This is a genomic window from Streptomyces mexicanus (genome assembly GCF_902506575.1).
Lineage (GTDB): Bacteria > Actinomycetota > Actinomycetes > Streptomycetales > Streptomycetaceae > Streptomyces > Streptomyces mexicanus.
Map to the genome: position 1 here is coordinate 169,830 of NZ_LR732544.1, position 20,207 is coordinate 190,036.

Below are 20,207 nucleotides of genomic sequence, written 5' to 3' on the forward strand. Positions count from 1 at the left end.
CCGTTCATGGGGCCGGGGCGCGCGGCGGCCGTTGTTTGCAGTGGTGTGCCCGGGGCACCCGCGCCTGCACGGGGCCGGTGCGCGGGGGCGCCCGGTGGACGGGATGTGAGCCGGGGCTCGCGGCGGCCCGACGACGCGAGACGCGAGCCGGGACCCGCACCGGCCCGGAGGACCGCGGAAGGAGAACCACCGTATGACTGTCGTGAAGAGCACGATCCCCGAGTCGGCGCGCCAGGTCACCGGGGAGGCGCTGCAGAGCACCTTGGTGGACCTGCTCGGACTGTCGCTGATCGGGAAGCAGGCGCACTGGAACATCGTGGGACCGCGGTTCCGCTCGATCCACCTGCAGCTCGACGAGGTGGTGTCGGCGGCCCGTTCCTTCGCCGACACGGTCGCCGAACGCTCCTCCGCGCTCGGCCTGCCCCCGGACGGCCGCCCGGAGACGATCGCCTCGGCGTTCACCCTGCCCGGCCCCAAGGACGGCTGGGTGCGTGACGTCGACGTCGTCCAGGTCATGGTCGACGCCCTGGAGGCCGCCATCGCGCGCCTGCGCGAGCGCATCGAGGCGACGGAGAAGCCCGACCCGGTCACCCAGGACCTGCTGATCGCGATCACCGCCGAGCTGGAGAAGCAGCGCTGGATGTTCGCCGCCGAGAACGTCTCCCGCGAGGACTGACCGGCGCGCTGTTCCGTGCGACGAACGGCTGTCGGTACGAGGAACGAAAGGGGACCGTCGATGACGGACGCCCTCGATGTCGACGCGCTGTGGGAGGACTTCCACCGCGTGGTCAACATGACCTCCCAGGAGCTGGGGGACTGGCTGCGCGTCCGGGACTCCGGCGAACTCACCGAGCCGCTGCCGGACGAGGCCGGCGCCCCCATCGGGCAGCACGTCCTCGCCATCCTGCAGAAGCGGCGAATGGACCTGACCGAGGACGACCTGCGGGTGATGCGCAAGGTCGTGGACCTGGTCACCCGCGAGGCGGACGTGGAGAACGAGCCCGAGCCGGAGCGCGCCGCGGACACCGACCGCCGGCACCGGCTGATGAGCCTCGGCCACGATCCGCTCAAGGCCGCCCGGTGAAGGTGGACGAGAACGCGGACCGGTGAACGCGGAGGCCGGCCGCGCCGGCCGACCGGTGAGTGAGGAGGCCGACCGGTGAGCGAGGGCGCGAACGCCCGGGACGCCCGGGTGCTGCGCGAGCTGGTCGAGGCGCACGGCGAGACGTTCGCCGAGGAGGCCGGGATCGCCCTGAAGGACACCCCGCAGCCGCTGTACCGGTTGCTGGTGCTGTCGGTCCTGCTCAGTGCCCGCATCCGCGGCTCGGTCGCCGTCGCCGCGGCCCGGGAGCTGTCCGAGGCCGGACTGCGCGACGCGGGCCGCATGGCACGCTCCGACTGGCAGCAGCGGGTGGACGCGCTCGGCCGCGGCGGCTACCGGCGCTACGACGAGCGCACCGCCACCCAGCTCGGCGACGGCGCCGCCCTGGTGAACGAACGCTGGGGCGGCGACCTGCGGCGCCTGCGCCGCGAGGCCGACGGCGACCGCGCGGCACTGCGCGCCCTGCTGCAGGAGGTGCCCGGTCTCGGCCCGGCCGGCGCGGACATCTTCCTGCGCGAGGTGCAGCGGGTGTGGCCGGAGGTCGCCCCGTACCTGGACGCCAAGGCGCTGTCCGGTGCGGAACGCCTCGGCCTACCGAAGGACCCCGACCGGCTGGGCGGCCTGGCCGGCGACACCGACCCCGCCGCGCTGGCGGCGGCCCTGGTGCGGGCCGCGCTGGACAAGAAGGTGGCCGACGCGGTGGCGTGACGCCCGGCCGCCGTGGTTCTCCCCCGCCGTCAGTCCTGCGGCAGCGGCAGGGGCAGCAGGCGGGCGGTGGGCCGCAGGACGCCGTTGTCGTTGTTGGACGGGGCCAGGTGGCGGGCCCGGCGGACGACCTCCGGGTGGGCGTTGGCCATGGCGAACGACCACTCGGCGGCGTCGAGCATCTCCAGGTCGTTGAGGTAGTCGCCGAAGACGAGCGTCTGGGCGGGGGTGATGCCCAGCGCGCGCTGGAGCCGGCGCACGGCGGCGCCCTTGTTGGCCGTGGGGTTCATCACGTCCACCCAGTGCTCGCCGGAGACGACGACCTGATGGGTGGCGGTGAACGGCGCGAGCGCCGGGGCCGTGGTCGCCTCGGCCGAGCCGAAGTCGAACAGGGCGACCTTGATGACGTCGTCGTCGACGGCCGCGACGTCCGCCACCACCCGGTGGCGCACGTAGTACTTGCGGACCTCGGCCAGGAAGGGCTCGTCGGTCCGCTCGACGTAGGCGGACCGCTTGCCGCAGACGACGACGCCCACATCCACGCCGCGCCCGGCCAGCTCCCGCACGGCCGTCACGAGCCGGACCACGTCGGCCCGTTCCAGCGGGTCCGAACTCAGCTCCTCGCCGTCACGGACGACGTACGTGCCGTTCTCGGCGATGAACACCATGCCCTGCTCCGCGCCGGCGAACTGCTCGGCCAGCGTGGCGTACTGCCGGCCGCTCGCCGGGCTGAACAGCACCCCGCGCTCGCGCAGGTGCGCGAGGACCGGCCACAGCCCCTCGGGGATCCGCTGGGCGTCGTCGAGCAGCGTGCCGTCCATGTCGGTGACGATCAGGCGTATGTCGACGGGCCCGGCGGGCGGTTCCGGACGGGTTTCCTCGGTGGTGAGCGGGGGCGTGCAGGTGCTGGGCATACGCGGTTCTCTGTACGGCTCTCGGTGCGGGGCGCGGCGGGCGCGCCCGGTGGGCGGGGGGTGGCGTCGGCACCGCGGTGACGGCGGCGCGCCGGCATTCGAGCCAAACACGTCGCACCGGCCCCGGGCAAACGAGCCCCTCGCCCCGCGGTCCCGCGGACGGCGGCCACCGGATCGGCCGATTCCCCGGACACGGTGATCACCGCGCGGCACAATGGCGGCACCAGCGCCGGGCAGGCGCCCGCGAGACCGAGACAGACCAGGAGTGCAGCCGTGAGCGAGAGCCACGCCCCGTCGGACGCGTCGCCGAGACTGAACACCGGTGTGGCGCACAACGCGCGCGTGTGGAACTACTGGGTGGGCGGCAAGGACAACTACGAGGTCGACCAGGAGGTCGGCGAGCACGTCGCCGGGATGTTCCCGGTGATCCGCGAGGTGGCCCTGGCCGACCGCGAGTTCCTCGGGCGCGCGGTGCGCTTCCTGGCCGCCGAGCGCGGGGTGCGCCAGTTCCTCGACATCGGCACCGGGCTGCCGACGGTCGACAACACCCACGAGACGGCCCAGCGCATCGCGCCCGAGGCGCGGATCGTGTACGTCGACAACGATCCGATCGTCCTCGCCCACGCCCGCACCCTGCTGACCAGCACACCGCAGGGCGCCACGGCCTACATCGACGCCGACGTGCACGACCCGGAGCGCATCGTCGAGCGGGCCGCCGCCACGCTGGACTTCGACCGTCCGGTCGCGGTGATGATGCTCGGCATCCTGAACTTCGTTCTGGACACCGGGACGGCACGGGACATCGTGCGCCGGATCATGGCCGCGGTCCCCTCGGGCAGCTTCCTGGCGCTGACGCACCCGACGCTCGACGCCGACCTGGGCGGCGAGGGCAACGTCGCGGCGATGGCGTTCTGGAACGAGAACGCCGTCCCCCCGATCACCGCCCGCCCGCGCGAGGAGATCGCGTCGTTCTTCGCGGGTCTGGAGCTGGTCGAGCCGGGGCTGGTGCCCTGTTCCCAGTGGCGCCCCGACGGGGGCACGCCCGCCGTGGTGCCGCAGTTCGGCGCGGTGGCCGTGAAACCCTGACCCGGGCGACGCGACCCGGCGGGTGCGCCCATCCGAACCGGGGGCGTACCCGAGCAGGGCGACACGCCCGGACCGGGTGGGGCACCCGAACCGGGCGACGTACCCGGACCGGGCCGCGCGGCCGTGGCGCCGTACCGCGCCGCGCCCGCCCCGGTCGGAGCCCGTCCGCGCCGCCCGCCCGCACCCGCCCGAGCCCTCCGACTGCCGAGGAGAAGGACGTATGGCGACCCTCGCCGATCCCGTGCCCGGTGGCCGTCCCGGTGACGTCGAACGGGCCGGCGCGCTCGCCGCCGAGCTGGCCGGGCGGGGCGTGCACGGTGTCGTGCTGGCGTATGTGGACACCGCGGGGATCGGCCGGGTCAAGACGATCCCGGTGGCGAAGCTCCCCTCGGCGGCGGCCTGGGGCGTGGGCATGTCGCCCGTGTTCGACACCTTCCTCGCCGACGACTCCGTCGTCACCACCGACGTGCTCGGCTCCCCCGACGGCGACCTCAGGCTCTATCCGGACCTCGACGAGCTGACCGTGCTGGCCGGGCAGCCCGGCTGGGCCTGGGCGCCGGTGGACCGGATCACCCAGGATGGCGAGGGGCACCCCGGATGCGCCCGCACGTTCCTGCGCCGCGTCGTCACCGACGCCGCGCGGCGCCACGGCATCACGTTCAAGGCCGCGATCGAGATCGAGTGGGTGGTCGGCCGCGACACCCCGGCCGGCGCGTTCGAGCCCGCGGTGACGGGACCGGCCTACGGTGCGATGCGGCAGGTAGAGCTGAGCGAGTGCACCGCCGACCTGCTGGCGGCCTGTGCCGCGCAGGGCGTGGACGTCGACCAGGTCCATCCCGAGTACGCGGCCGGGCAGTTCGAGATCTCCGTCGGTGCCCTCGACCCGGTGGCGGCGGCCGACCGGAGCGTCCTGGTGCGCCAGACCGTCCGGGCCGTGGCCCAGCGGCACGGCCTGCGGGTTTCCTTCTCCCCGGCCGTCGTCGCCGACGGCGTCGGCAACGGCGGTCACCTGCACCTGTCGGCCTGGCGCGACGGCGCCAACCTGCACTGCGGCGGCACCGGCCGGCACGGCATGACCGCCGAGGCCGAGTCCTTCACCGCCGGGGTGCTGGCCCACCTGCCCGCCCTGACGGCGGTGACCGCGCCGAGCCCGGCCAGCTGTCTGCGCCTGCGGCCGTCCCGGTGGGCGGGCGTGTTCACCGCCTGGGGCCTGGAGACCCGCGAGGCGGCGCTGCGGGTGGTCACCGGCACCCGGGGCGTGCGCGACCGGGCCGCCAACCTGGAGGTCAAGCCCGTCGACCTCGCGGCCAACCCGTACCTGGCGCTGGGCTGTGTCATCGCCGCCGGCCTGGACGGCATCACGGCGGCGGCCCCCCTGCCCGAGGAGATCACCGGCGACCCGGCGCGCCTGGATCCGGCTGAGGCCGCGTCCCGGGGGGTGCGGCGCCTGCCGGCCGGCCTGGCCGAGGCCGTGGCCGCGTTCCGCGCGGACGGCGTGCTGCGCGACGCCCTCGGACCGGTGCTGGCCGACGCGGGGATCGCGGTACGCGAAGGGGAGATCGCGGCCGTCGAGGGGCGGGACGACGCCCAGGTGGCCGCCGCCTACCGCTGGAGGTACTGATGGCCGCCACCGCTGCCGGGCCGGTCCACGAAGCGCTCGCCGCGCTGGGGCTGGTGGACCACCACTGCCACGGGGTCGTCACCACCGCCCTGGACCGCGCCGGTTTCGAGTCGCTGCTCACGGAGGGCGAGGCGTGGCCCGGCAGCGGGATCTCGCCGTTCGACAGCCCGGTCGGCCTGGCGGTGCGCCGCCACTGCGCGCCGGTGCTGGACCTGCCCCGCCACGCCCCGCCCGAGGACTACCTGGCCCGCCGCGCCGAGCTGGGCGCGCGGGAGGTCAACCGGCGCTTCCTGGCCGCCGCCGGCACGGCCGCCCTGTGCGTCGACACCGGCTACGCACCCGAGCGGCTGACCACCCCGGCCGAGCTGGCCGGCGCAGCGGGCCGGGGGACGGCGGCGTACGAGGTGGTACGGCTGGAGAGCGTCGCGGAGGGGGTGGCGGCGCGGGGCGTGGCGGCCGGCGCGTACGCCGCCGCGGTGGACACCGCCGTACGGCAGGCCGTGGCGCGGCCCGGCGTGGTGGCCGTGAAGTCCGTGGCCGCCTACCGCACCGGTTTCGCCCTGGACCCGGCCCGTCCCTCGGACGCGGAGGTGACGCGGGCGGCGGCCGCCTGGCTCGCCCGCGGCAGCGGCGGGGGCGCCCTCCGCCTGGCCGACCCGGTGCTCGTACGGCACCTGCTGTGGACGGCCGTGGACCTCGGCCTGCCGCTGCAGCTGCACACCGGGTTCGGGGACGGCGACCTGCGGCTGCACCGCGCGGACCCGGCCCTGCTGACCGACTGGCTGCACCTGACGGCGGGCACGATCCCGGTCATGCTGCTGCACTGCTGGCCCTACCAGCGGCAGGCCGCGTACCTCGCGGCCGTCTTCGAGCACGTGTACCTCGACGTCGGCCTGGCCCTGCACCACGTCGGTCCGTACCGCGCCGGCGCGGTGCTGGCGGAGGCCCTGGAGATCACCCCGTTCCGCAAGCTGCTGTACAGCTCCGACGCCTACGGGCTCGCCGAGTTCCACCACCTGGGCGCGGTCGCCTTCCGGCAGGGCCTGGCCGAGGTGCTGCGGCGGCTGCTGGACATCGACGAGCTGAGCCTCGCGGACGCACTGCGGATCGCCCGCTGGACGGGCCGGGACAACGCCCTGCGGGTCTACCACCTGCCCGACCCGGCCGGCCACGCCGAAGGCCTCGACGCCCGAGGGACGACCCCGACGGCAGACCTCCCCGACGAACGACCCTGAAAGTATGATCAAGCGATGTCTGACATGACCGAGACCACGCCCGGTTGGCTGACCACGGACGAACTGGAGTCGGCGCGCGCCCGCATGCCGATCCTCTACGTCGAGGCCGTGCCCGTGCGCGTCGACGACAGCGGCGAAGTCACCAGCGTCGGTCTGCTGCTGCGCATGGGCCCGGACGGTACGGTCAGCCGCACCCTGGTCTCCGGCCGGGTGCTGCACCACGAGCGGGTCCGGGACGCCCTGCTGCGCCACCTGGAGAAGGACCTCGGGCCGGTCGCGCTGCCCCGCGTGCCCGCCTCCCTGCAGCCCTTCACCGTCGCCGAGTACTTCCCGACGGCCGGCGTCACCCCGTTCCACGACCCGCGCCAGCACGCGGTGTCGCTGGCTTACATCGTCCCGGTCGCCGGTGACTGCCGGCCCCGGCAGGACGCCCTGGACCTGGTCTGGTTCAGCCCGCAGGAGGCGCTGTCCCCCGCGGTGCAGAGCGAGATGCCGGGCGGCCACGGCGTCCTGCTCAAGCAGGCGCTCGCGCACGTGGGTCACGTGTACTGAAGGCGCTTGACGGCCCGCCCCGCTGCCCGGCCGTCTCACGGGCGGGCGGGGCGGCGGTGCGCTCCTCCCCCACCGCCAAGGGGGCCGGTCAGGGCAGCAGCCGCTGCTCCTTGGCGACGGCCACGGCGCCCGCGCGCGTGTCGACCCCCAGCTTGTCGTAGATGCGGCCCAGGTGGGTCTTGACGGTGGCCTCGCTGAGGAAGAGGGCCTTGGCGATGTCCCGGTTGGTCAGGCCGCGGGCCAGCTGGCCGAGGATGTCGCGCTCGCGGGCGGTCAGGCCGGGGCGCGGGCTGCGCATGCGGGCCATGACGCGGTGGGCGACGGGCTCGGACAGGGTGGTGCGGCCGGCGGCGGCGCTGTGCACGGCCGTGAACAGCTCGTCGGGGCGTTCGGCCTTGAGCAGGTAGCCGGTGGCGCCCGCCTCGACGGCACGGGTGATGTCCGCATCGGTGTCGTAGGTGGTCAGGACCAGCACGTGGACCGAGCCGCCGGAGTCGGCGGTGATCCGGCGGGTGGCCTCCACCCCGTCCATGCCGGTGCCGAGCTGGAGGTCCATGAGGACGACGTCGGGCCGCAGGCGGGCGGCGAGCGCGACAACCTCCTCACCGCCGGCGGCCTCGCCGACCACCTCGATGCCCTCGGCGCTGCCCAGCAGGGCGCGCAGCCCGGCGCGGACCACGGCATGGTCGTCGCACAGCACCAGCCGGACCGGGCCGGGCGCCGCGTCGGGGGCGGGTGCGGAGTGGGTCATGGTGCCGGGACCTCCGCGGGGATCGGCGGGAGCGGGACGGCGGCGGACACCACGGTGCCGTCGCCGGGCGCGGACTCGACGGTGAGGGTGCCGCCCAGCCGGGCGGCGCGGGCGCGGATCGCGGGCAGCCCGTGTCCGCGCACGCCGTCGGCCCGTGCCGGCAGCGCGGCCGGATCGAGGCCGCGGCCGTTGTCGGCGATGTCCAGGCGCACCTGGTCGTCGAGGCAGGTCAGGGTGAGGGCGGCGCGGGTGGCGCCGGAGTGCTCGCGGACGTTGGCGAGGGCGCCCTGGGCGATGCGCAGCAGTTCGGACTGCACCCGCTCGGGCAGCGGGTGCGGTCCGGGGGTGCCGTCGACGACGCAGGTGACGCTGCGTTCGGCCGTCGTCTCGCGGTCGGCCAGGGCGTGCAGGGCCGCCTCCAGGCCCCCGCCCGCGGCGAGGTCGGCGGGCGCGAGGTCGTGGACGAAGCGGCGGGCCTCGGCGAGGCTGTGCCCGGCGACCGACGCGGCGGTGCGGACGTGCTCCCGGGCGAGCGCGGGGTCGCCGTCCCACAGCCGGTCGGCGGCCTGGAGCAGCATCTGCTGGCTGGACAGACCCTGGGCGAGGGTGTCGTGGATCTCCATGGCCAGCCGCTGGCGTTCGGCGAGGGTGCCCTCGCGGCGTTCGGTGGCGGCCAGTTCACGGCGGGTGCGCACCAGGTCGTCGATCAGGGCGGCCTGCCGGGCCGCCTGCCGGTCCATGTGGGTGAAGACCGCGGTCGCCAGGAGGGCGACAGCCGGCGGGCCGACCACGACGTCGACGTCGACACGGTGGTCCAGCCGCAGTTGCGCGCAGACCACGAAGACGGTCAGGAACGCCACCAGGACGCAGGCGGCCCGCACCGGCAGGGTGCGCAGCGCGGTGTAGAACAACGGCACCGCGCACCACGCGAAGCTGGGCGCGAGGGCGACCAGCACGGCCCAGAGCGCGACGAGGACGGCGAGCCGGAGCCGGCCGGCCCGTGGGGGCCGTTCGATCCGTGGGCGCTGTTCGGCGTGTGGGGGCTGTTCGGCGTGTGGGGGCTGTTCGACTCGTACGGGCTCGACTCGTACGGGCTGTTCGGCCCGTGGGGGCTGCCCGTCTCGTGAGGGCCGTTCGACCTGTGGGGGCGGGTGGGGGCCGTTCGGCCTGTGCGAGCGGTTCGGCCCGTGAGGGCGGTTCGGTGTCGGCGGCCGCCGGACGCGGCCCGAGGACGTACGCGCAGACGTACGCCACGGCCAGCGCCCCGGCCGGGGCGAGGACGGCGGGCGCCGCGGGCTGGTGCCCGTGCCGCTGCGCGTAGCGGGCGAGAGCGGAACCCAGCAGCAGGAAGAACGCCAGGTGGGCGACGCGCACCGGCATGCCCGCCGAGGCCTCGCGGCCGGGCGTCGGGGTGCCGCCGGGCGAGAGCCGGCTCCTGGACGGCATGGCGTGCTCCTGTCTGGGTCGTCACGGGCGGGCCCGCCGTCCCGGGCCGGTGGCCGGTGGCGGGACGGGCCGGTGGCCGTGGGTGCCGAGCGGCCCGATAGCCGGGGGCCGAGCGGGCCGGTGGGCCGGGCCGAGGTGCCGAACGGGAGGGGGCACCGCTCATTCTCGCCCGGGTGGGACCGGCCCGGGTCATCCGATCGGCTGACCCGGCTCCGCCCGGCGCCGGTTATGCTCCCGCGCCCGTTCCCATGCCCGCGCCCGTACCGGTGTCCGTTCCCGTACCGGTGTCCGTGCCGGTGTCCGCGGGGCGGTGGAAACGGCGGTGCATCTCGCGCATCCGCTCGGCCAGGGCCGGGACGGGGCCGTACACCTCCAGCCCGGGCACCACCTCCTGGATCGGCAGGCAGCGCACCGGGGACGGCGGCACGCCCAGCTCGGTCAGCCAGGTGGTCAGCTGGGCCGCGGAGTGCGCGTAGACGACACGGCCGAGCCCGGCCCAGCCGTGGGCGGCGGCGCACATGGGGCAGTGCTCCCCGGAGGTGTAGACGGTGGTCGCCGCGCGCTCGGGCTCGGTGAGATGGTCCAGGGCCCAGCGGACCAGCGCGAACTCCGGGTGCCGGGTGCGGTCGGCGAGGCTGCGCACGCGGTTGCGGTCCTCCGCCAGGACCTGTCCGTCGGCGCCGACCAGGACCGAGCCGAAGGGCTCGTCCCCGGCCCGCAGCGCCTCGGCGGCCAACTCCACGGCGCGCTCCAGGTGCCGCAGGCCGGCGTCGCTCGCTTCGGTGGGGGTCATGGGTGCTCCGTGCGTATCCGGGGCGGCCCGGGAGGAGGGCGGGACGCCGGCTGGAGCGGGCGGTCGCCGGTGCGCGGACCGTCCGCGGTGCGATCACGGCCGTGGCCGCGTGGGCGGGGCCACGGCTCGGGTCCATGATCCCGCACATGACCGTGGGGCCGTTCCGGACTGCTCCGAAACGGCCCCACGGCCCGACGACTCTCACGAGTCGGGACGACAGGATTTGAACCTGCGACCCCTTGACCCCCAGTCAAGTGCGCTACCAAGCTGCGCCACGTCCCGTTGCCCGTGTGACCTGGGGTTTCCCCCGGGCCGACGTGCAGGAAAACCATACCGCACTCGGCTCGGTGGTCGCGCACCCCTTTCCGTCCGGGGCCGCGCCGGGTCCGTCGGAGGCCGCGCCGGAGGAACGCACTTGACCTCAAGTTCGCTTGAGGTCGCACGATCGTCGGCATGACGATCACCGACGAACCGAGGCGTACGCACGGGTACGCCGACCTGCCCCGGCTGATGGGGCTCATGACCGGCGACGAGAAGCACGGCCCGGCCGCCACGTCCACGCTGGACGTGCTCTGGGTGCTCTACGACCGGGTGCTGCGCGTCGATCCCGAGCGGCGGGACGATCCGCAGCGGGACCGGTTCCTGCTGTCCAAGGGGCACGGGCCGATGGCCTATTACGCGGTGCTCGCCGCGAAGGGCTTCGTACCGGTGGACTGGCTGCCGGACTTCGGCGCCTACGACTCCCCGCTCGGCCACCACCCCGACCGCACGCTGGTCCCGGGTGCCGAGATCGGCAGCGGCTCCCTGGGCCACGGGCTGCCCATCGCGGTGGGCACGGCCCTCGGGCTGCGCGCCCAGGGCCTGGACCGCCCCCGGGTGTGGGTGCTGATCGGCGACGCCGAGCTGGACGAGGGCAGCAACCACGAGGCGATCGCGTTCGCCGGGCCCGCCGGGCTGGAGCGACTGCACACCGTCGTCATCGACAACGCCTCCGCCAGCCACGCCCGCCCCGGCGGGATCGCGGCCCGCTTCGAGGCCGCCGGCTGGTCGGCGGTGACCGTGGACGGCCGCGACCACGAGGCGCTGTACGCCGCGTTCACCGCCCCGCACCCGGGCCGCCCGCACGTGGTCGTGGCCCGGGTCGAGCCGAAGAACGCCTGAGTCCCCGCTGTCTGCCCGAGATCCCCGCTGTCTCCGCGCGAGGGGTCTCCCCCGAGAGGAAAGGTCCTTCGATGGACACCATGCGTGACCGTTTCGCTCCCGTCGTCTCCCGGTTGCTCGACGAGGACCCGCGGGTCGCGGTCGTCCTCGCCGAGATCGGCAAGGACGGCTTCGCCGAGGCCCGGCGCCGGCATCCCGACCGGGTGATCAACGTCGGCATCCGTGAACAGCTCCTGGTCGGCGCCGCCGCGGGGCTGGCGCTGACCGGGCTGCGGCCCGTGGTGCACACCTTCGCCAGCTTCCTCGTCGAGCGCCCCTTCGAGCAGGTCAAACTCGACCTCGGGCACCAGGACGTGGGCGCGGTGCTGGTGAGCGCCGCCGCCTCCTACGACTGGCCGGCCGGCGGCTACACCCACATGGCGCCCGGCGACGTGGCGCTGCTCGACACCCTGGACGGCTGGACCGTGCACGTGCCCGGGCATCCGGACGAGGCCGAGACGCTGCTGCGGCACGCCGTCGCCGCGGGCGACGACAAGGTGTACGTGCGGCTGTCCGTGCAGTCCAACGCGCAGGCGCGTCCGGTCGACGGCGAGCGGTTCGTGACGGTGCGCGAGGGCCGCTCGGGCGTCGTGGTCGCCGTCGGCCCCGTGCTCGACGCGGTGCTGGAGGCCACCGAGGGCCTGGACGCCACCGTGCTGTACGCGACGACCGTACGGCCCTTCGACGCGGACGCGCTGCGCCGGGCCACCCGGGCGGCCGGGACCGACGTCGTCCTGGTCGAGCCGTATCTGGCGGGCACGTCGACGGCGGCGGCAGGCGAGGCGCTCGTGGACGTCCCGTACCGTGTGCTCGGCCTCGGCGTGGGCCGTGCGGAGCTGCGGCGCTACGGGCGCGTGGAGCAGCACACCGCCGCCCACGGACTGGACGCCCGGTCGCTGCGGGAGCGGATCTCAGGCTTCTTCGGGCAGGCCGCCGCGGGGTCCTGAGCGCAAGGTGCTCGTCGCATCGGCCCGCACCAGACCGCGTATCGCGGGGACGGCGAGCAGCGCGGCCGGCACCACCAGGCTGATCGCCGCGGACACCAGCAGCACGTGGCCCGCGCCGAGCAGCGCGGCCGAGGGCCCGGCGAGGGCCTGGCCGACGGGCATCATGGCGAGGGAGCCCGCCACGTCGTAGGCGTGGATGCGGTTGAGGACGTCCGGCGGGACCTGGGTCTGGACGGTGGTCGCCCACATCACGCCCCAGAAGGCCTGCCCCGCGCCGGCGACGACGGCGCCCGCGGCCATGGCCCACACGCCGAGGCCGGCCCCGACGGTGGCCGGGAACGAGACGAAGGCGAACAGGGCGAGCGCGCCGGCGCGCAGCATCCGCCGGGGTCGCAGCCGCAGGGCGAGGAAGCCGCCGACGACGGTGCCCGCGCCGAGCGCGGAGTTGACCAGGCCGTAGGCGCGCGGGCCGTGCTGCTGGACCACTTCCGTGGCCACCAGCGGGACGGTGGGCCCCCACACCGCGATCATGTACAGGCACCACACGGCGATGACGCCCCACAGCCAGGTCCGTGACCGGAACTCCCACCATCCTTCGACCAGATCGGCCTTGAAGGTGCCCGGGGCGTGGCCCGCGGCGTGAGCGGCCGGCGAGCCGCCCGGCGACAGCGGCGGCAGGCGGGGCAGCAGCAGGCACAGGGCGCTGAGGGCGTAGGTGGCGGCGTGCGCCGCGAAGACTCCGCCGGGCGGGGCGAAGCCGACGAGCAGGCCGGCGACGGCGGGGCCCGCGAGCTGGGCCGAGGACTCCGCGATCCGTATCGCGCCGTTGGCCGCCTGGACGGCGGCGGCGAGCCGGGGCACCGTGCTGGCGACGCCGGGCTGGAACACCGCGCCCGCCACGCCGTTGGCGAAGCCGATCGCGCAGATCTGCCACAGCACCACGTGCCCGGAGTAGAACAGCACCGCGGCCAGGGCCGGGGTGCCGAGCCGCACCAGGTCGGCGCCGATCATCAGCTTGCGGGGGGAGAAGCGGTCGGCGATGACCCCGCCGAAGACCACGAGTCCGGCGAAGGCGGCGGCCGTGGACGCCATGGCCAGACCGACCGCGCCCGCGCCGTAGCCGTGCTGCAGCAGGCCCGCGGCGAGCGCCACGGGCAGCATCGTGTCACCGAGCCGGGCGACGGCCCGGGCCACGAAGAACAGGGCGAAGTCGCGCGACCAGACGGACGGCGGCCGCATCCCGGCCGCCGCCCCGGACAGGTCGGCGGGTGCCCGGCCGAGGCTCGCGCCCCGGCCGCGGCTCCCGGACCGCTCGGCGGCTCGCGCCCGCGTCCCGGCCCCGGCGGCGGGTCCTTCGCGCGGGGTGAGCCCGTGTGCGGGCGCGCCGCCCTGCGGTTCCGGCGCCGCCTCCCCCGGCGACGGCTGCGACGACGTCCCGGCCATCTGCTCGACGCTCCCCTCCCGGACCGGTCCCCACCGTGCCCGACCGCGCGGCGGCCGGAATCCCCTCCGCTCCGGCCGCTCCCACGCCCCCGGATCATGCCACGGCCCACTGACAACGCCCGAGGGATTTCCCCGGGCAGCCGGCAGGGGGTGGTTCAGCGGGCGGTGGGCAGTCCCAGCTCCGGGTGGGCCTCCAGCAGCCGGGACGGGGCGGCCTGGCGCCAGGAGTCGGCGAGGACGTCACGCAGTTCCTGCTCGTCCTCCAGCGCGGCCAGCCGGACCCGGATCCAGGCGAACTGTGCCTCGTGAGCGGCGATCCAGAACTTCTCCGGCTCCGCGAGCACCAGTTCGTCGCGCTCTTCCTTCGGGCAGCGCACGGCCATGGAGGACTCGTCCTCCGGCAGGGTGGCGAACATCTTCCCCGCCACCCGGAAGGTGGGCATGCTCCAGGCGATCTTCTCCGCGGTGTCCGGCAGGGACAGCGCGACACGGCGTACGTCTTCGGCGTCCGGCATGCATCGCACGCTAGCCGCTCCCACTGACAACCGGGCCTGCGATCGACCGCCTGGCATGGACGGACCGGACGACCGGACGGCCGGGCGAAGGACGACCGGACGACGCCGACGATCCGCCCCGTGGGGGCAACCGGCTCACGCGCACGATCCGCCCGGCACGGACGGCTCCGCCCGCACACACGTTCGTGGGCGCGGACTACCCCCGCGCCGCCTCCCCCAGCGCCTCCAGCACCGGGCGGATCAGCGGATGTTCCTCGGCGCCCCGGCGCACCGCGGCGAAGACCCGGCGCGTGGGCGCGACACCGTCGACGGGGCGCACGACCACGCCCGTGAGGTCCATGCCGCGCAGCGCCGAGCGCGGCACCAGCGCCACGCCCGCGTCGGCCGAGGCGAGGGCGACCACCGCGCGGAAGTCGTCCGAGGAGTGTTCCAGACGGGGCTGGAACCCGGCGCTCTCGCAGGCCAGGACGACCACGTCGTGGCACGGATTGCCGGGGTAGGGGCCGATCCAGGGGTCCTTGGCCAGTTCGGCGAGCGGGACCTCGGCGGCGTCCGCCATGCGGTGGGTGACGGGGACCACCGCGTCGAAGGGCTCGGCGTACAGCGGGACGTGGGTCAGGCGCGGATCGTCGGCCGGCGGCGCGCCCCGGTACTCCACGGCCACCGCCACATCGACCTGCCGGTCGAGCACCATCGGCAGGCTGGCGTCGCCCTCGGCGTCCTGGACGCGGATGCGGATGCCCGGTGCCGTTCGGGACAGGCGGGCCACGGCGGGCGCGACCACCTCGGCGATGCCGGTGGCGAACGCGGCGACCGTCACCGTGCCGGCCTGTCCCGAACCGTACGCCGCCAGCTCGGCCTCGGCCCGCTCCAACTGGGCCAGGACCGCGTTGGTGTGGTTGAGCAGGATCTCCCCGGCCGGGGTCAGCCGTACGCCCTTGGCGCCGCGCTCGACCAGGCGGTGGCCGGTCTCCTGCTCCAGCGCGGTCAGCTGCTGGGAGACGGCGGAGGGGGTGAGGTAGAGCGCGGCGGCCGCCGCGGTGACCGTGCGGTGGTCGGCCACCGCACGGAGGATGTGGAGCCGCCGCGCTTCGATCATTGCGTCATTATCCCAGGGCGTGCCCCGGGGCCTTTCCCGGAGGGTTCGCGCCGGTCAGGCCGCCAGTTCCGCGCGGGCGGCGACGAAGGCGTCCACCGCGCGGTGCACGTCGTCGGTGGAGTGCGCGGCCGACAGCTGCACGCGGATGCGGGCCTGGCCCTGCGGCACCACCGGGTAGGAGAAGCCGATCACGTACACGCCGCGCTCCAGCAGCAGCTCGGCCATGCGGCCCGCCCGCGCCGCGTCGCCGATCATCACCGGCGCGATCGGGTGGTCGCCGGGGAGGATGTCGAAGCCCTCCTCGGTCATGCGGCGGCGGAACAGGGCGGTGTTCGCGGCGAGCTTCTCCCGCAGGTCGCCCGCCGACTCCAGCAGGTCCAGCACCTTCAGGGAGGCGGCGGCGATCACCGGGGCGAGGGTGTTGGAGAACAGGTACGGCCGGGAGCGCTGGCGCAGCAGGGCGACGATCTCGGCGCGGGCGGCGACGTAGCCGCCGGAAGCGCCGCCGAGGGCCTTGCCGAGGGTGCCCGTGACGATGTCCACGCGGTCCATGACGCCGTGCAGCTCGGGGGTGCCGCGCCCGCCGGGGCCGACGAAGCCGACGGCGTGGGAGTCGTCGACCATGACCATCGCGTCGTAGCGGTCGGCCAGGTCGCAGATCTCGCGCAGCGGGGCGACGTAGCCGTCCATGGAGAACACGCCGTCGGTGACGATCAGCCGGCGCCGGGCGTCGGAGGCCTCCTTCAGCTTGGCCTCCAGGTCCGCCAGGTCACGGTTGGCGTAGCGGTAGCGGCGGGCCTTGGACAGGCGGATGCCGTCGATGATGGAGGCGTGGTTGAGGGCGTCGGAGATGACGGCGTCCTCGGCGTCGAGCAGGGTCTCGAACACGCCGCCGTTGGCGTCGAAGCAGGAGGAGTACAGGATGGTGTCCTCCTGGCCGAGGAACGCCGACAGCCGGGCCTCCAGCTCCTTGTGCACCTCCTGCGTGCCGCAGATGAACCGCACGGAGGCCATGCCGTAGCCCCAGCGGTCCAGGGCCTCGTGGGCGGCGGCGATCACCTCGGGGTGGTCGGCCAGGCCCAGGTAGTTGTTGGCGCAGAAGTTGAGCACCTCGCCGGGGCGGCCGCCGGCGGTGACCTGGACGGTCGCGGACTGCGGGGTGCCGATGACCCGCTCGGGCTTGTGCAGCCCGGCGGCGCGGATCTCGTCGAGGGTGGCGCGCAGGTCGTCGCGCACGGAGGTGAACATCAGAGGGCTCCTTGAGGGTGCTGGAGGAGGCGGGGAGGAGACTCCGAGGAGACGGGGAGGAGGCTCGGGAGAGGAGAGCGCGGTCAGGCGGTCCAGTCGAGGATGACCTTGCCGCCCTTGCCACTGGCGGCGTCCGCGAACGCCGCCTCGAAGTCGCGGTAGCCGTACCGGCCGGTGATCACCGGGGCGAGGTCCAGGCCGCCCTCCAGGAGCACCGACATCGCGTACCAGGTCTCGAACATCTCGCGGCCGTAGATGCCCTTGACGGTGAGCATCGAGGTGACGATGCGGGCCCAGTCGACCGGGAACTCCTCGGCGGGCAGGCCCAGCATGGCGATCCGGCCGCCGTGCGTCATGTTGGCGATCATGTCGCGCATGGCCTCGGGCCGGCCGGACATCTCCAGGCCGATGTCGAAGCCCTCGCGCAGGCCGAGTGCGCGCTGGCCCTCGGCGATGGTGGACTCGGCGACGTTCAGGGCGAGGCTCACGCCGATCTTGCGGGCCAGTTCGAGGCGTTCCTCGCTGACGTCGGTGATGACGACGTTGCGCGCGCCGGCGTGCCGGGCGACGGCCGCCGCCATCAGGCCGATCGGGCCCGCGCCGGTGATCAGGACGTCCTCGCCGACCAGCGGGAAGGACAGCGCGGTGTGCACGGCGTTGCCGAACGGGTCGAAGATCGCGGCGACGTCGAGGTCGACGGGGACGCGGTGCACCCACACGTTGGTGGCGGGCAGGGCGACGTACTCGGCGAACGCGCCGTCGCGGCCGACGCCCAGGCCGACGGTGGCCCGGCACAGGTGGCGGCGGCCGGCCAGGCAGTTGCGGCACTTGCCGCACACCAGGTGGCCCTCGCCGCTGACCAGGTCGCCGCAGGTGACGTCGGTGACGTCGCGGCCGACCTCGACGACCTCGCCGACGAACTCGTGGCCGACCACGAGCGGGGTGCGGATCGTCTGCCGGGCCCAGCCGTCCCAGGCCCGGATGTGCAGGTCGGTGCCGCAGATACCGGTCCGTGCCACCTTGATCAGTACGTCACCGGGTCCGACGGTCGGCTCGGGCACGTCGGCCAGCCACAGCCCGGGCTCCGCCTTCTCCTTGACCAGCGCCTTCAACGCTACGGCTCCTGTGCTTTCGGCCCCGGCGGGTTTTCGGGCACGCCGAAAAGGACCCGTGTCCGGGGAGAGGAGTGGAATCGCACAGCAATCTGCCCTACGGCGGCCGCCCAGGTCCATCGAGGTTTTCTTAAGCGCGGGCACAGCTTTGCTTCACGTGGCGTGCCGCGTCTTTCTCGTGCCGCGGCTTTCCCGTGCCGTCGCCTTTCACGTGCCCGGCCAGCGTTCGAGTCGCCGGGTCAGGTCGGCGGCGGCCGCCTTGATGGTGTCCAGCCCGTCCCGGCCCCAGGGCCGCGGCGCGACGTCGACGACGGACACCGTGCCCAGCACCATCCCGGTGGTGTCGATGAGCGGCGCGCCGAGGTAGGAGCGGATGCCGAACTCGTCGACCACCGCGTTGCCCGCGAACCTCGGGTAGTCGCGGACGTCCTCCAGCACCAGCGCCTTGCGCCGGGCCACCACATGGGGGCAGAAGCCGTGGTCGCGGGCGAGGTGGCGGCCCAGTTCGCGCCGGGTCCCCGGGCGGCCGTCGCCACCTGCGGGCGTGCCGGGGCCGGGTGTGTCGACGTTCAGCACGTCCCGTTCCGGCCGGTGCAGTCCGGCGAAGAACTGTCCCCGCTCGCCGGGGAAGTTGACCATCGCGTACGGGGCCCGCGTGCGCGCGGCGAGGTGGTCGGCGAACGCGTCGAGGGCGGGCTCGGCGCGCTCGCCCAGGCCGAGCCCGCGCAGCCGCAGGGCGCGGGCGGGGGCCTCCCGGTCCTCTGGGGTGAGCAGCAGGCGACCGGCCGGGCGCGGCGGGTCGTAGCTCATGGCCGGGCTCCGGCGCCGTGCCGGGCGGGCGCGGGCGCGTGGGCGATGAGGTGCCTCACGAGGGTCAGCAGGGTCTGGACGCCGGAGCTGGAGATGCGGGCGTCGCAGCGGACCACGGGGATCCGGGGGTCGAGGTCGAGGGCGACGCGGACCTCCTCGGGGTCGTAGCGGTAGGCGCCGTCGAACTCGTTGAGGGCGACGATGAAGGCCAGGCCGCGCTGTTCGAAGAAGTCGACGGCGGCGAAGCACTCCTGCAGACGGCGGGTGTCGGCGAGGATCACCGCGCCGAGCGCCCCCTCGGACAGCTCGTCCCACATGAACCAGAACCGCTCCTGCCCGGGCGTGCCGAACAGGTAGAGCACGTGCTGCGCGTCGAGGGTGATGCGGCCGAAGTCCATGGCGACCGTCGTCTCGACCTTGTTCTCGACGCCGTCGAGGTGGTCCGTGCCCTCGCTGACGGTGGTCAGCAGCTCCTCGGTGCTGAGCGGCGCGATCTCGCTGACGGCGCCGACGAAGGTCGTCTTGCCCACGCCGAACCCGCCCGCGATCAGGATCTTCAGGGCGGTCGGGAAGGGATCGGAGGGGCCGTCGGGGCCGCTGCCGTAGTCAGAGCTGTCGTCGTAGTCCATCGAGCACTGCCTCCAGAAGAGCCCGGTCGGTGGGGTGGTGGTACGCGGGAGGTTTGGTGGTCAGCGCCCCGCAGTCGACGAGGTCGGCCAGCAGCACCTTGGCCACCACCGCCGGCAGCCTCAGGTGGGCGGCGACCTCGGCCACCGAGACGGGGGCGCGGCACAGGTCGAGTGCCTGGCCGTGCTCGGGGCCGAGGTAGCCCAGGGGGGTCACGCCGGTCGCCCTCACCAGTGACATGAGGTCGAGCGCGATGCTCGGCCGGGTGCGGCCGTCGCTGACCGTGAAGGGGCGCACCAGCCGTCCGGCCGCGTCGTCGAGCCAGGGCCCGTCGCCGGCCACGGCCGCGCTCAAGGCCGCAGCGCCGGGGGTTCGACGGTGTGCTGGCGGGGTGCGGTCACGAGATAGGGGCGCACGCTCTTGACGAGCATCGCCATCTCGTAGCCCAGCACGGCCGCGTCGGCCTCACGTCCGGCGAGCACGGCGAGGCAGGTGCCGGAGCCGGCGGTGGTGACGAACAGCAGGGTCGAGTCGAGTTCGACGACGACCTGCCGTACGTCGCCGCCGTCCCCGAAGCGGACGCCGGCGCTGCGGCCGAGGGAGTACAGGCCGGAGGCGAGGGCGGCCATGTGGTCGGCGCTGTCGGGGTCGAGGCCGTGGACGGACTTCACCAGCCCGTCGCAGGACAGCAGGACCGCGCTGGTGGTGTGCGGCACGCGCTGCACGAGGCCGCTCATCAGCCAGTCGAGGTCGGAAACGCGGCTGGTCGGCGCATCGCTCGCCATGGTGGATCGACTCCTTGGGATACGAGGGTCAGTGGTCATCCGGTCGGCGCGCTCCCGTCGTGGCCGGAGGGCGCGGCGGGGGTGGGCAGAGGGGGGGTGGCCCCGGGGGTAGGCCGCGGGCGGGGGGGGGATGGGGTGCCCGCGGGGGCGCGCCGGGAGGGCCGGGCCGGGGGCCCGGCGGTAGACGGCCGCGGTGTCGTCGCCGGTGACCCGCAC

General features: G+C 74.8%; 22 protein-coding genes and 1 tRNA gene. 9 read left to right on the top strand and 14 right to left on the bottom strand.

The genetic code is table 11. The features are described from left to right. The first annotated feature begins 193 nt into the window (after positions 1–193). The 3 genes from GV126_RS00765 to GV126_RS00775 all read left to right on the top strand — a co-directional run bounded on the left by GV126_RS00765 (position 194) and on the right by GV126_RS00775 (position 1,810). Positions 194–676 carry a Dps family protein gene (locus GV126_RS00765; RefSeq protein ID WP_159661964.1) on the top strand — a complete coding sequence of 161 codons (483 nt, stop codon included), beginning with the start codon at positions 194–196 and terminating at the stop codon, positions 674–676. Positions 677–736: 60 nt separating this feature from the next. Further along, positions 737–1,084, top strand: a complete 348-nt coding sequence (locus GV126_RS00770) for a DUF3140 domain-containing protein (RefSeq protein WP_159661965.1) — start codon at positions 737–739, stop codon at positions 1,082–1,084. A 75-nt stretch (positions 1,085–1,159) separates the two neighbouring features. Then, a complete protein-coding gene (locus GV126_RS00775; protein WP_159661966.1) occupies positions 1,160–1,810 on the top strand; it encodes an endonuclease in 651 nt (216 codons plus the stop codon). Positions 1,811–1,839: 29 nt separating this feature from the next. On the opposite strand, the gene GV126_RS00780 is transcribed toward GV126_RS00775, so the two are convergent. Next, positions 1,840–2,721, bottom strand: a complete 882-nt coding sequence (locus GV126_RS00780; RefSeq protein WP_159661967.1) for a Cof-type HAD-IIB family hydrolase — start codon at positions 2,719–2,721, stop codon at positions 1,840–1,842. A 273-nt stretch (positions 2,722–2,994) separates the two neighbouring features. Here GV126_RS00780 and GV126_RS00785 point away from each other — a divergent pair, with 273 nt between their 5' ends. The 4 genes from GV126_RS00785 (at position 2,995) to GV126_RS00800 (ending at position 7,215) form a co-directional block, all read left to right on the top strand. Then, the gene (locus GV126_RS00785; protein ID WP_159661968.1) at positions 2,995–3,807 is read left to right on the top strand and encodes an SAM-dependent methyltransferase; all 813 of its coding nucleotides are present in this window, start codon (positions 2,995–2,997) and stop codon (positions 3,805–3,807) included. 220 nt (positions 3,808–4,027) lie between these two features. Next, the gene (locus GV126_RS00790; protein WP_159661969.1) at positions 4,028–5,428 is read left to right on the top strand and encodes a glutamine synthetase family protein; all 1,401 of its coding nucleotides are present in this window, start codon (positions 4,028–4,030) and stop codon (positions 5,426–5,428) included. Next, complete coding sequence (locus GV126_RS00795) at positions 5,428–6,663, top strand: amidohydrolase family protein (protein WP_159661970.1); 1,236 nt, start codon at positions 5,428–5,430, stop codon at positions 6,661–6,663. The genes GV126_RS00790 and GV126_RS00795 overlap by 1 nt, the downstream gene beginning before the upstream one ends. Positions 6,664–6,687: 24 nt before the next feature. Next, positions 6,688–7,215, top strand: a complete 528-nt coding sequence (locus tag GV126_RS00800; protein WP_185947278.1) for an NUDIX hydrolase family protein — start codon at positions 6,688–6,690, stop codon at positions 7,213–7,215. 88 nt (positions 7,216–7,303) lie between these two features. On the opposite strand, the gene GV126_RS00805 is transcribed toward GV126_RS00800, so the two are convergent. From GV126_RS00805 to GV126_RS00820, 4 genes are all read right to left on the bottom strand, one after another. Then, positions 7,304–7,966 (bottom strand): response regulator, encoded by a 663-nt coding sequence (locus tag GV126_RS00805; RefSeq protein WP_159661972.1) that lies wholly within the window; start codon positions 7,964–7,966, stop codon positions 7,304–7,306. After that, positions 7,963–8,922, bottom strand: a complete 960-nt coding sequence (locus GV126_RS00810) for a sensor histidine kinase (protein ID WP_438947821.1) — start codon at positions 8,920–8,922, stop codon at positions 7,963–7,965. The genes GV126_RS00805 and GV126_RS00810 overlap by 4 nt, the downstream gene beginning before the upstream one ends. 716 nt (positions 8,923–9,638) lie before the next feature. Continuing rightward, positions 9,639–10,205, bottom strand: coding sequence for a nucleoside deaminase (locus GV126_RS00815; protein WP_159661973.1), 567 nt, complete (start codon positions 10,203–10,205; stop codon positions 9,639–9,641). A gap of 208 nt (positions 10,206–10,413) precedes the next feature. Continuing rightward, positions 10,414–10,487: transfer RNA gene (locus tag GV126_RS00820), tRNA-Pro, on the bottom strand. A gap of 171 nt (positions 10,488–10,658) precedes the next feature. Here GV126_RS00820 and GV126_RS00825 point away from each other — a divergent pair. Together GV126_RS00825 and GV126_RS00830 are read left to right on the top strand one after the other, a co-directional pair. Continuing rightward, a complete protein-coding gene (locus GV126_RS00825) occupies positions 10,659–11,366 on the top strand; it encodes a thiamine pyrophosphate-binding protein (RefSeq protein ID WP_159661974.1) in 708 nt (235 codons plus the stop codon). Between the two features lie 71 nt (positions 11,367–11,437). Continuing rightward, entirely contained in the window at positions 11,438–12,352 is a 915-nt protein-coding gene (locus GV126_RS00830) for a transketolase family protein (protein ID WP_159661975.1), read from the top strand. Here the strand turns inward: GV126_RS00830 and GV126_RS00835 are convergent. From GV126_RS00835 to GV126_RS00875, 9 genes are all read right to left on the bottom strand, one after another. Beyond that, a complete protein-coding gene (locus GV126_RS00835) occupies positions 12,317–13,591 on the bottom strand; it encodes an MFS transporter (RefSeq protein WP_159673155.1) in 1,275 nt (424 codons plus the stop codon). The two genes, GV126_RS00830 and GV126_RS00835, sit on opposite strands and share 36 nt — an antisense overlap. A gap of 359 nt (positions 13,592–13,950) precedes the next feature. Further along, entirely contained in the window at positions 13,951–14,310 is a 360-nt protein-coding gene (locus GV126_RS00840; protein ID WP_159661976.1) for an MmcQ/YjbR family DNA-binding protein, read from the bottom strand. Between the two features lie 196 nt (positions 14,311–14,506). Continuing rightward, entirely contained in the window at positions 14,507–15,409 is a 903-nt protein-coding gene (locus tag GV126_RS00845; RefSeq protein WP_159661977.1) for a LysR family transcriptional regulator, read from the bottom strand. Between the two features lie 54 nt (positions 15,410–15,463). Next, positions 15,464–16,657, bottom strand: coding sequence for a glycine C-acetyltransferase (locus GV126_RS00850; protein ID WP_159661978.1), 1,194 nt, complete (start codon positions 16,655–16,657; stop codon positions 15,464–15,466). Positions 16,658–16,740: 83 nt separating this feature from the next. Then, the gene (tdh, locus tag GV126_RS00855; protein ID WP_159661979.1) at positions 16,741–17,769 is read right to left on the bottom strand and encodes an L-threonine 3-dehydrogenase; all 1,029 of its coding nucleotides are present in this window, start codon (positions 17,767–17,769) and stop codon (positions 16,741–16,743) included. 207 nt (positions 17,770–17,976) lie between these two features. Then, the gene (locus GV126_RS00860) at positions 17,977–18,579 is read right to left on the bottom strand and encodes a GAF domain-containing protein (protein WP_159661980.1); all 603 of its coding nucleotides are present in this window, start codon (positions 18,577–18,579) and stop codon (positions 17,977–17,979) included. Next, complete coding sequence (locus GV126_RS00865) at positions 18,576–19,208, bottom strand: GTP-binding protein (protein WP_159661981.1); 633 nt, start codon at positions 19,206–19,208, stop codon at positions 18,576–18,578. Before GV126_RS00865 ends, GV126_RS00860 begins: the two co-directional genes overlap by 4 nt. After that, the gene (locus tag GV126_RS00870; protein ID WP_159661982.1) at positions 19,186–19,560 is read right to left on the bottom strand and encodes a DUF742 domain-containing protein; all 375 of its coding nucleotides are present in this window, start codon (positions 19,558–19,560) and stop codon (positions 19,186–19,188) included. The genes GV126_RS00865 and GV126_RS00870 overlap by 23 nt, the downstream gene beginning before the upstream one ends. Continuing rightward, on the bottom strand, positions 19,557–19,991 hold the full coding sequence (locus GV126_RS00875; RefSeq protein ID WP_159661983.1) for a roadblock/LC7 domain-containing protein: 435 nt from the start codon (positions 19,989–19,991) through the stop codon (positions 19,557–19,559). The genes GV126_RS00870 and GV126_RS00875 overlap by 4 nt, the downstream gene beginning before the upstream one ends. Positions 19,992–20,207: the final 216 nt, after the last annotated feature.

Coding starts and splice junctions, on each gene's coding strand:
- GV126_RS00825 (WP_159661974.1), top strand. CDS start 10,659: ATGACGATCACCGACGAACCGAGGCGTACGCACGGGTACGCCGACCTG.
- GV126_RS00770 (WP_159661965.1), top strand. CDS start 737: ATGACGGACGCCCTCGATGTCGACGCGCTGTGGGAGGACTTCCACCGC.
- GV126_RS00830 (WP_159661975.1), top strand. CDS start 11,438: ATGGACACCATGCGTGACCGTTTCGCTCCCGTCGTCTCCCGGTTGCTC.
- GV126_RS00800 (WP_185947278.1), top strand. CDS start 6,688: ATGACCGAGACCACGCCCGGTTGGCTGACCACGGACGAACTGGAGTCG.
- GV126_RS00875 (WP_159661983.1), bottom strand. CDS start 19,991: ATGGCGAGCGATGCGCCGACCAGCCGCGTTTCCGACCTCGACTGGCTG.
- GV126_RS00795 (WP_159661970.1), top strand. CDS start 5,428: ATGGCCGCCACCGCTGCCGGGCCGGTCCACGAAGCGCTCGCCGCGCTG.
- GV126_RS00845 (WP_159661977.1), bottom strand. CDS start 15,409: ATGATCGAAGCGCGGCGGCTCCACATCCTCCGTGCGGTGGCCGACCAC.
- GV126_RS00850 (WP_159661978.1), bottom strand. CDS start 16,657: ATGTTCACCTCCGTGCGCGACGACCTGCGCGCCACCCTCGACGAGATC.
- GV126_RS00860 (WP_159661980.1), bottom strand. CDS start 18,579: ATGAGCTACGACCCGCCGCGCCCGGCCGGTCGCCTGCTGCTCACCCCA.
- GV126_RS00765 (WP_159661964.1), top strand. CDS start 194: ATGACTGTCGTGAAGAGCACGATCCCCGAGTCGGCGCGCCAGGTCACC.
- GV126_RS00815 (WP_159661973.1), bottom strand. CDS start 10,205: ATGACCCCCACCGAAGCGAGCGACGCCGGCCTGCGGCACCTGGAGCGC.
- GV126_RS00840 (WP_159661976.1), bottom strand. CDS start 14,310: ATGCCGGACGCCGAAGACGTACGCCGTGTCGCGCTGTCCCTGCCGGAC.
- GV126_RS00805 (WP_159661972.1), bottom strand. CDS start 7,966: ATGACCCACTCCGCACCCGCCCCCGACGCGGCGCCCGGCCCGGTCCGG.
- GV126_RS00835 (WP_159673155.1), bottom strand. CDS start 13,591: ATGCGGCCGCCGTCCGTCTGGTCGCGCGACTTCGCCCTGTTCTTCGTG.
- GV126_RS00790 (WP_159661969.1), top strand. CDS start 4,028: ATGGCGACCCTCGCCGATCCCGTGCCCGGTGGCCGTCCCGGTGACGTC.
- GV126_RS00780 (WP_159661967.1), bottom strand. CDS start 2,721: ATGCCCAGCACCTGCACGCCCCCGCTCACCACCGAGGAAACCCGTCCG.
- GV126_RS00865 (WP_159661981.1), bottom strand. CDS start 19,208: ATGGACTACGACGACAGCTCTGACTACGGCAGCGGCCCCGACGGCCCC.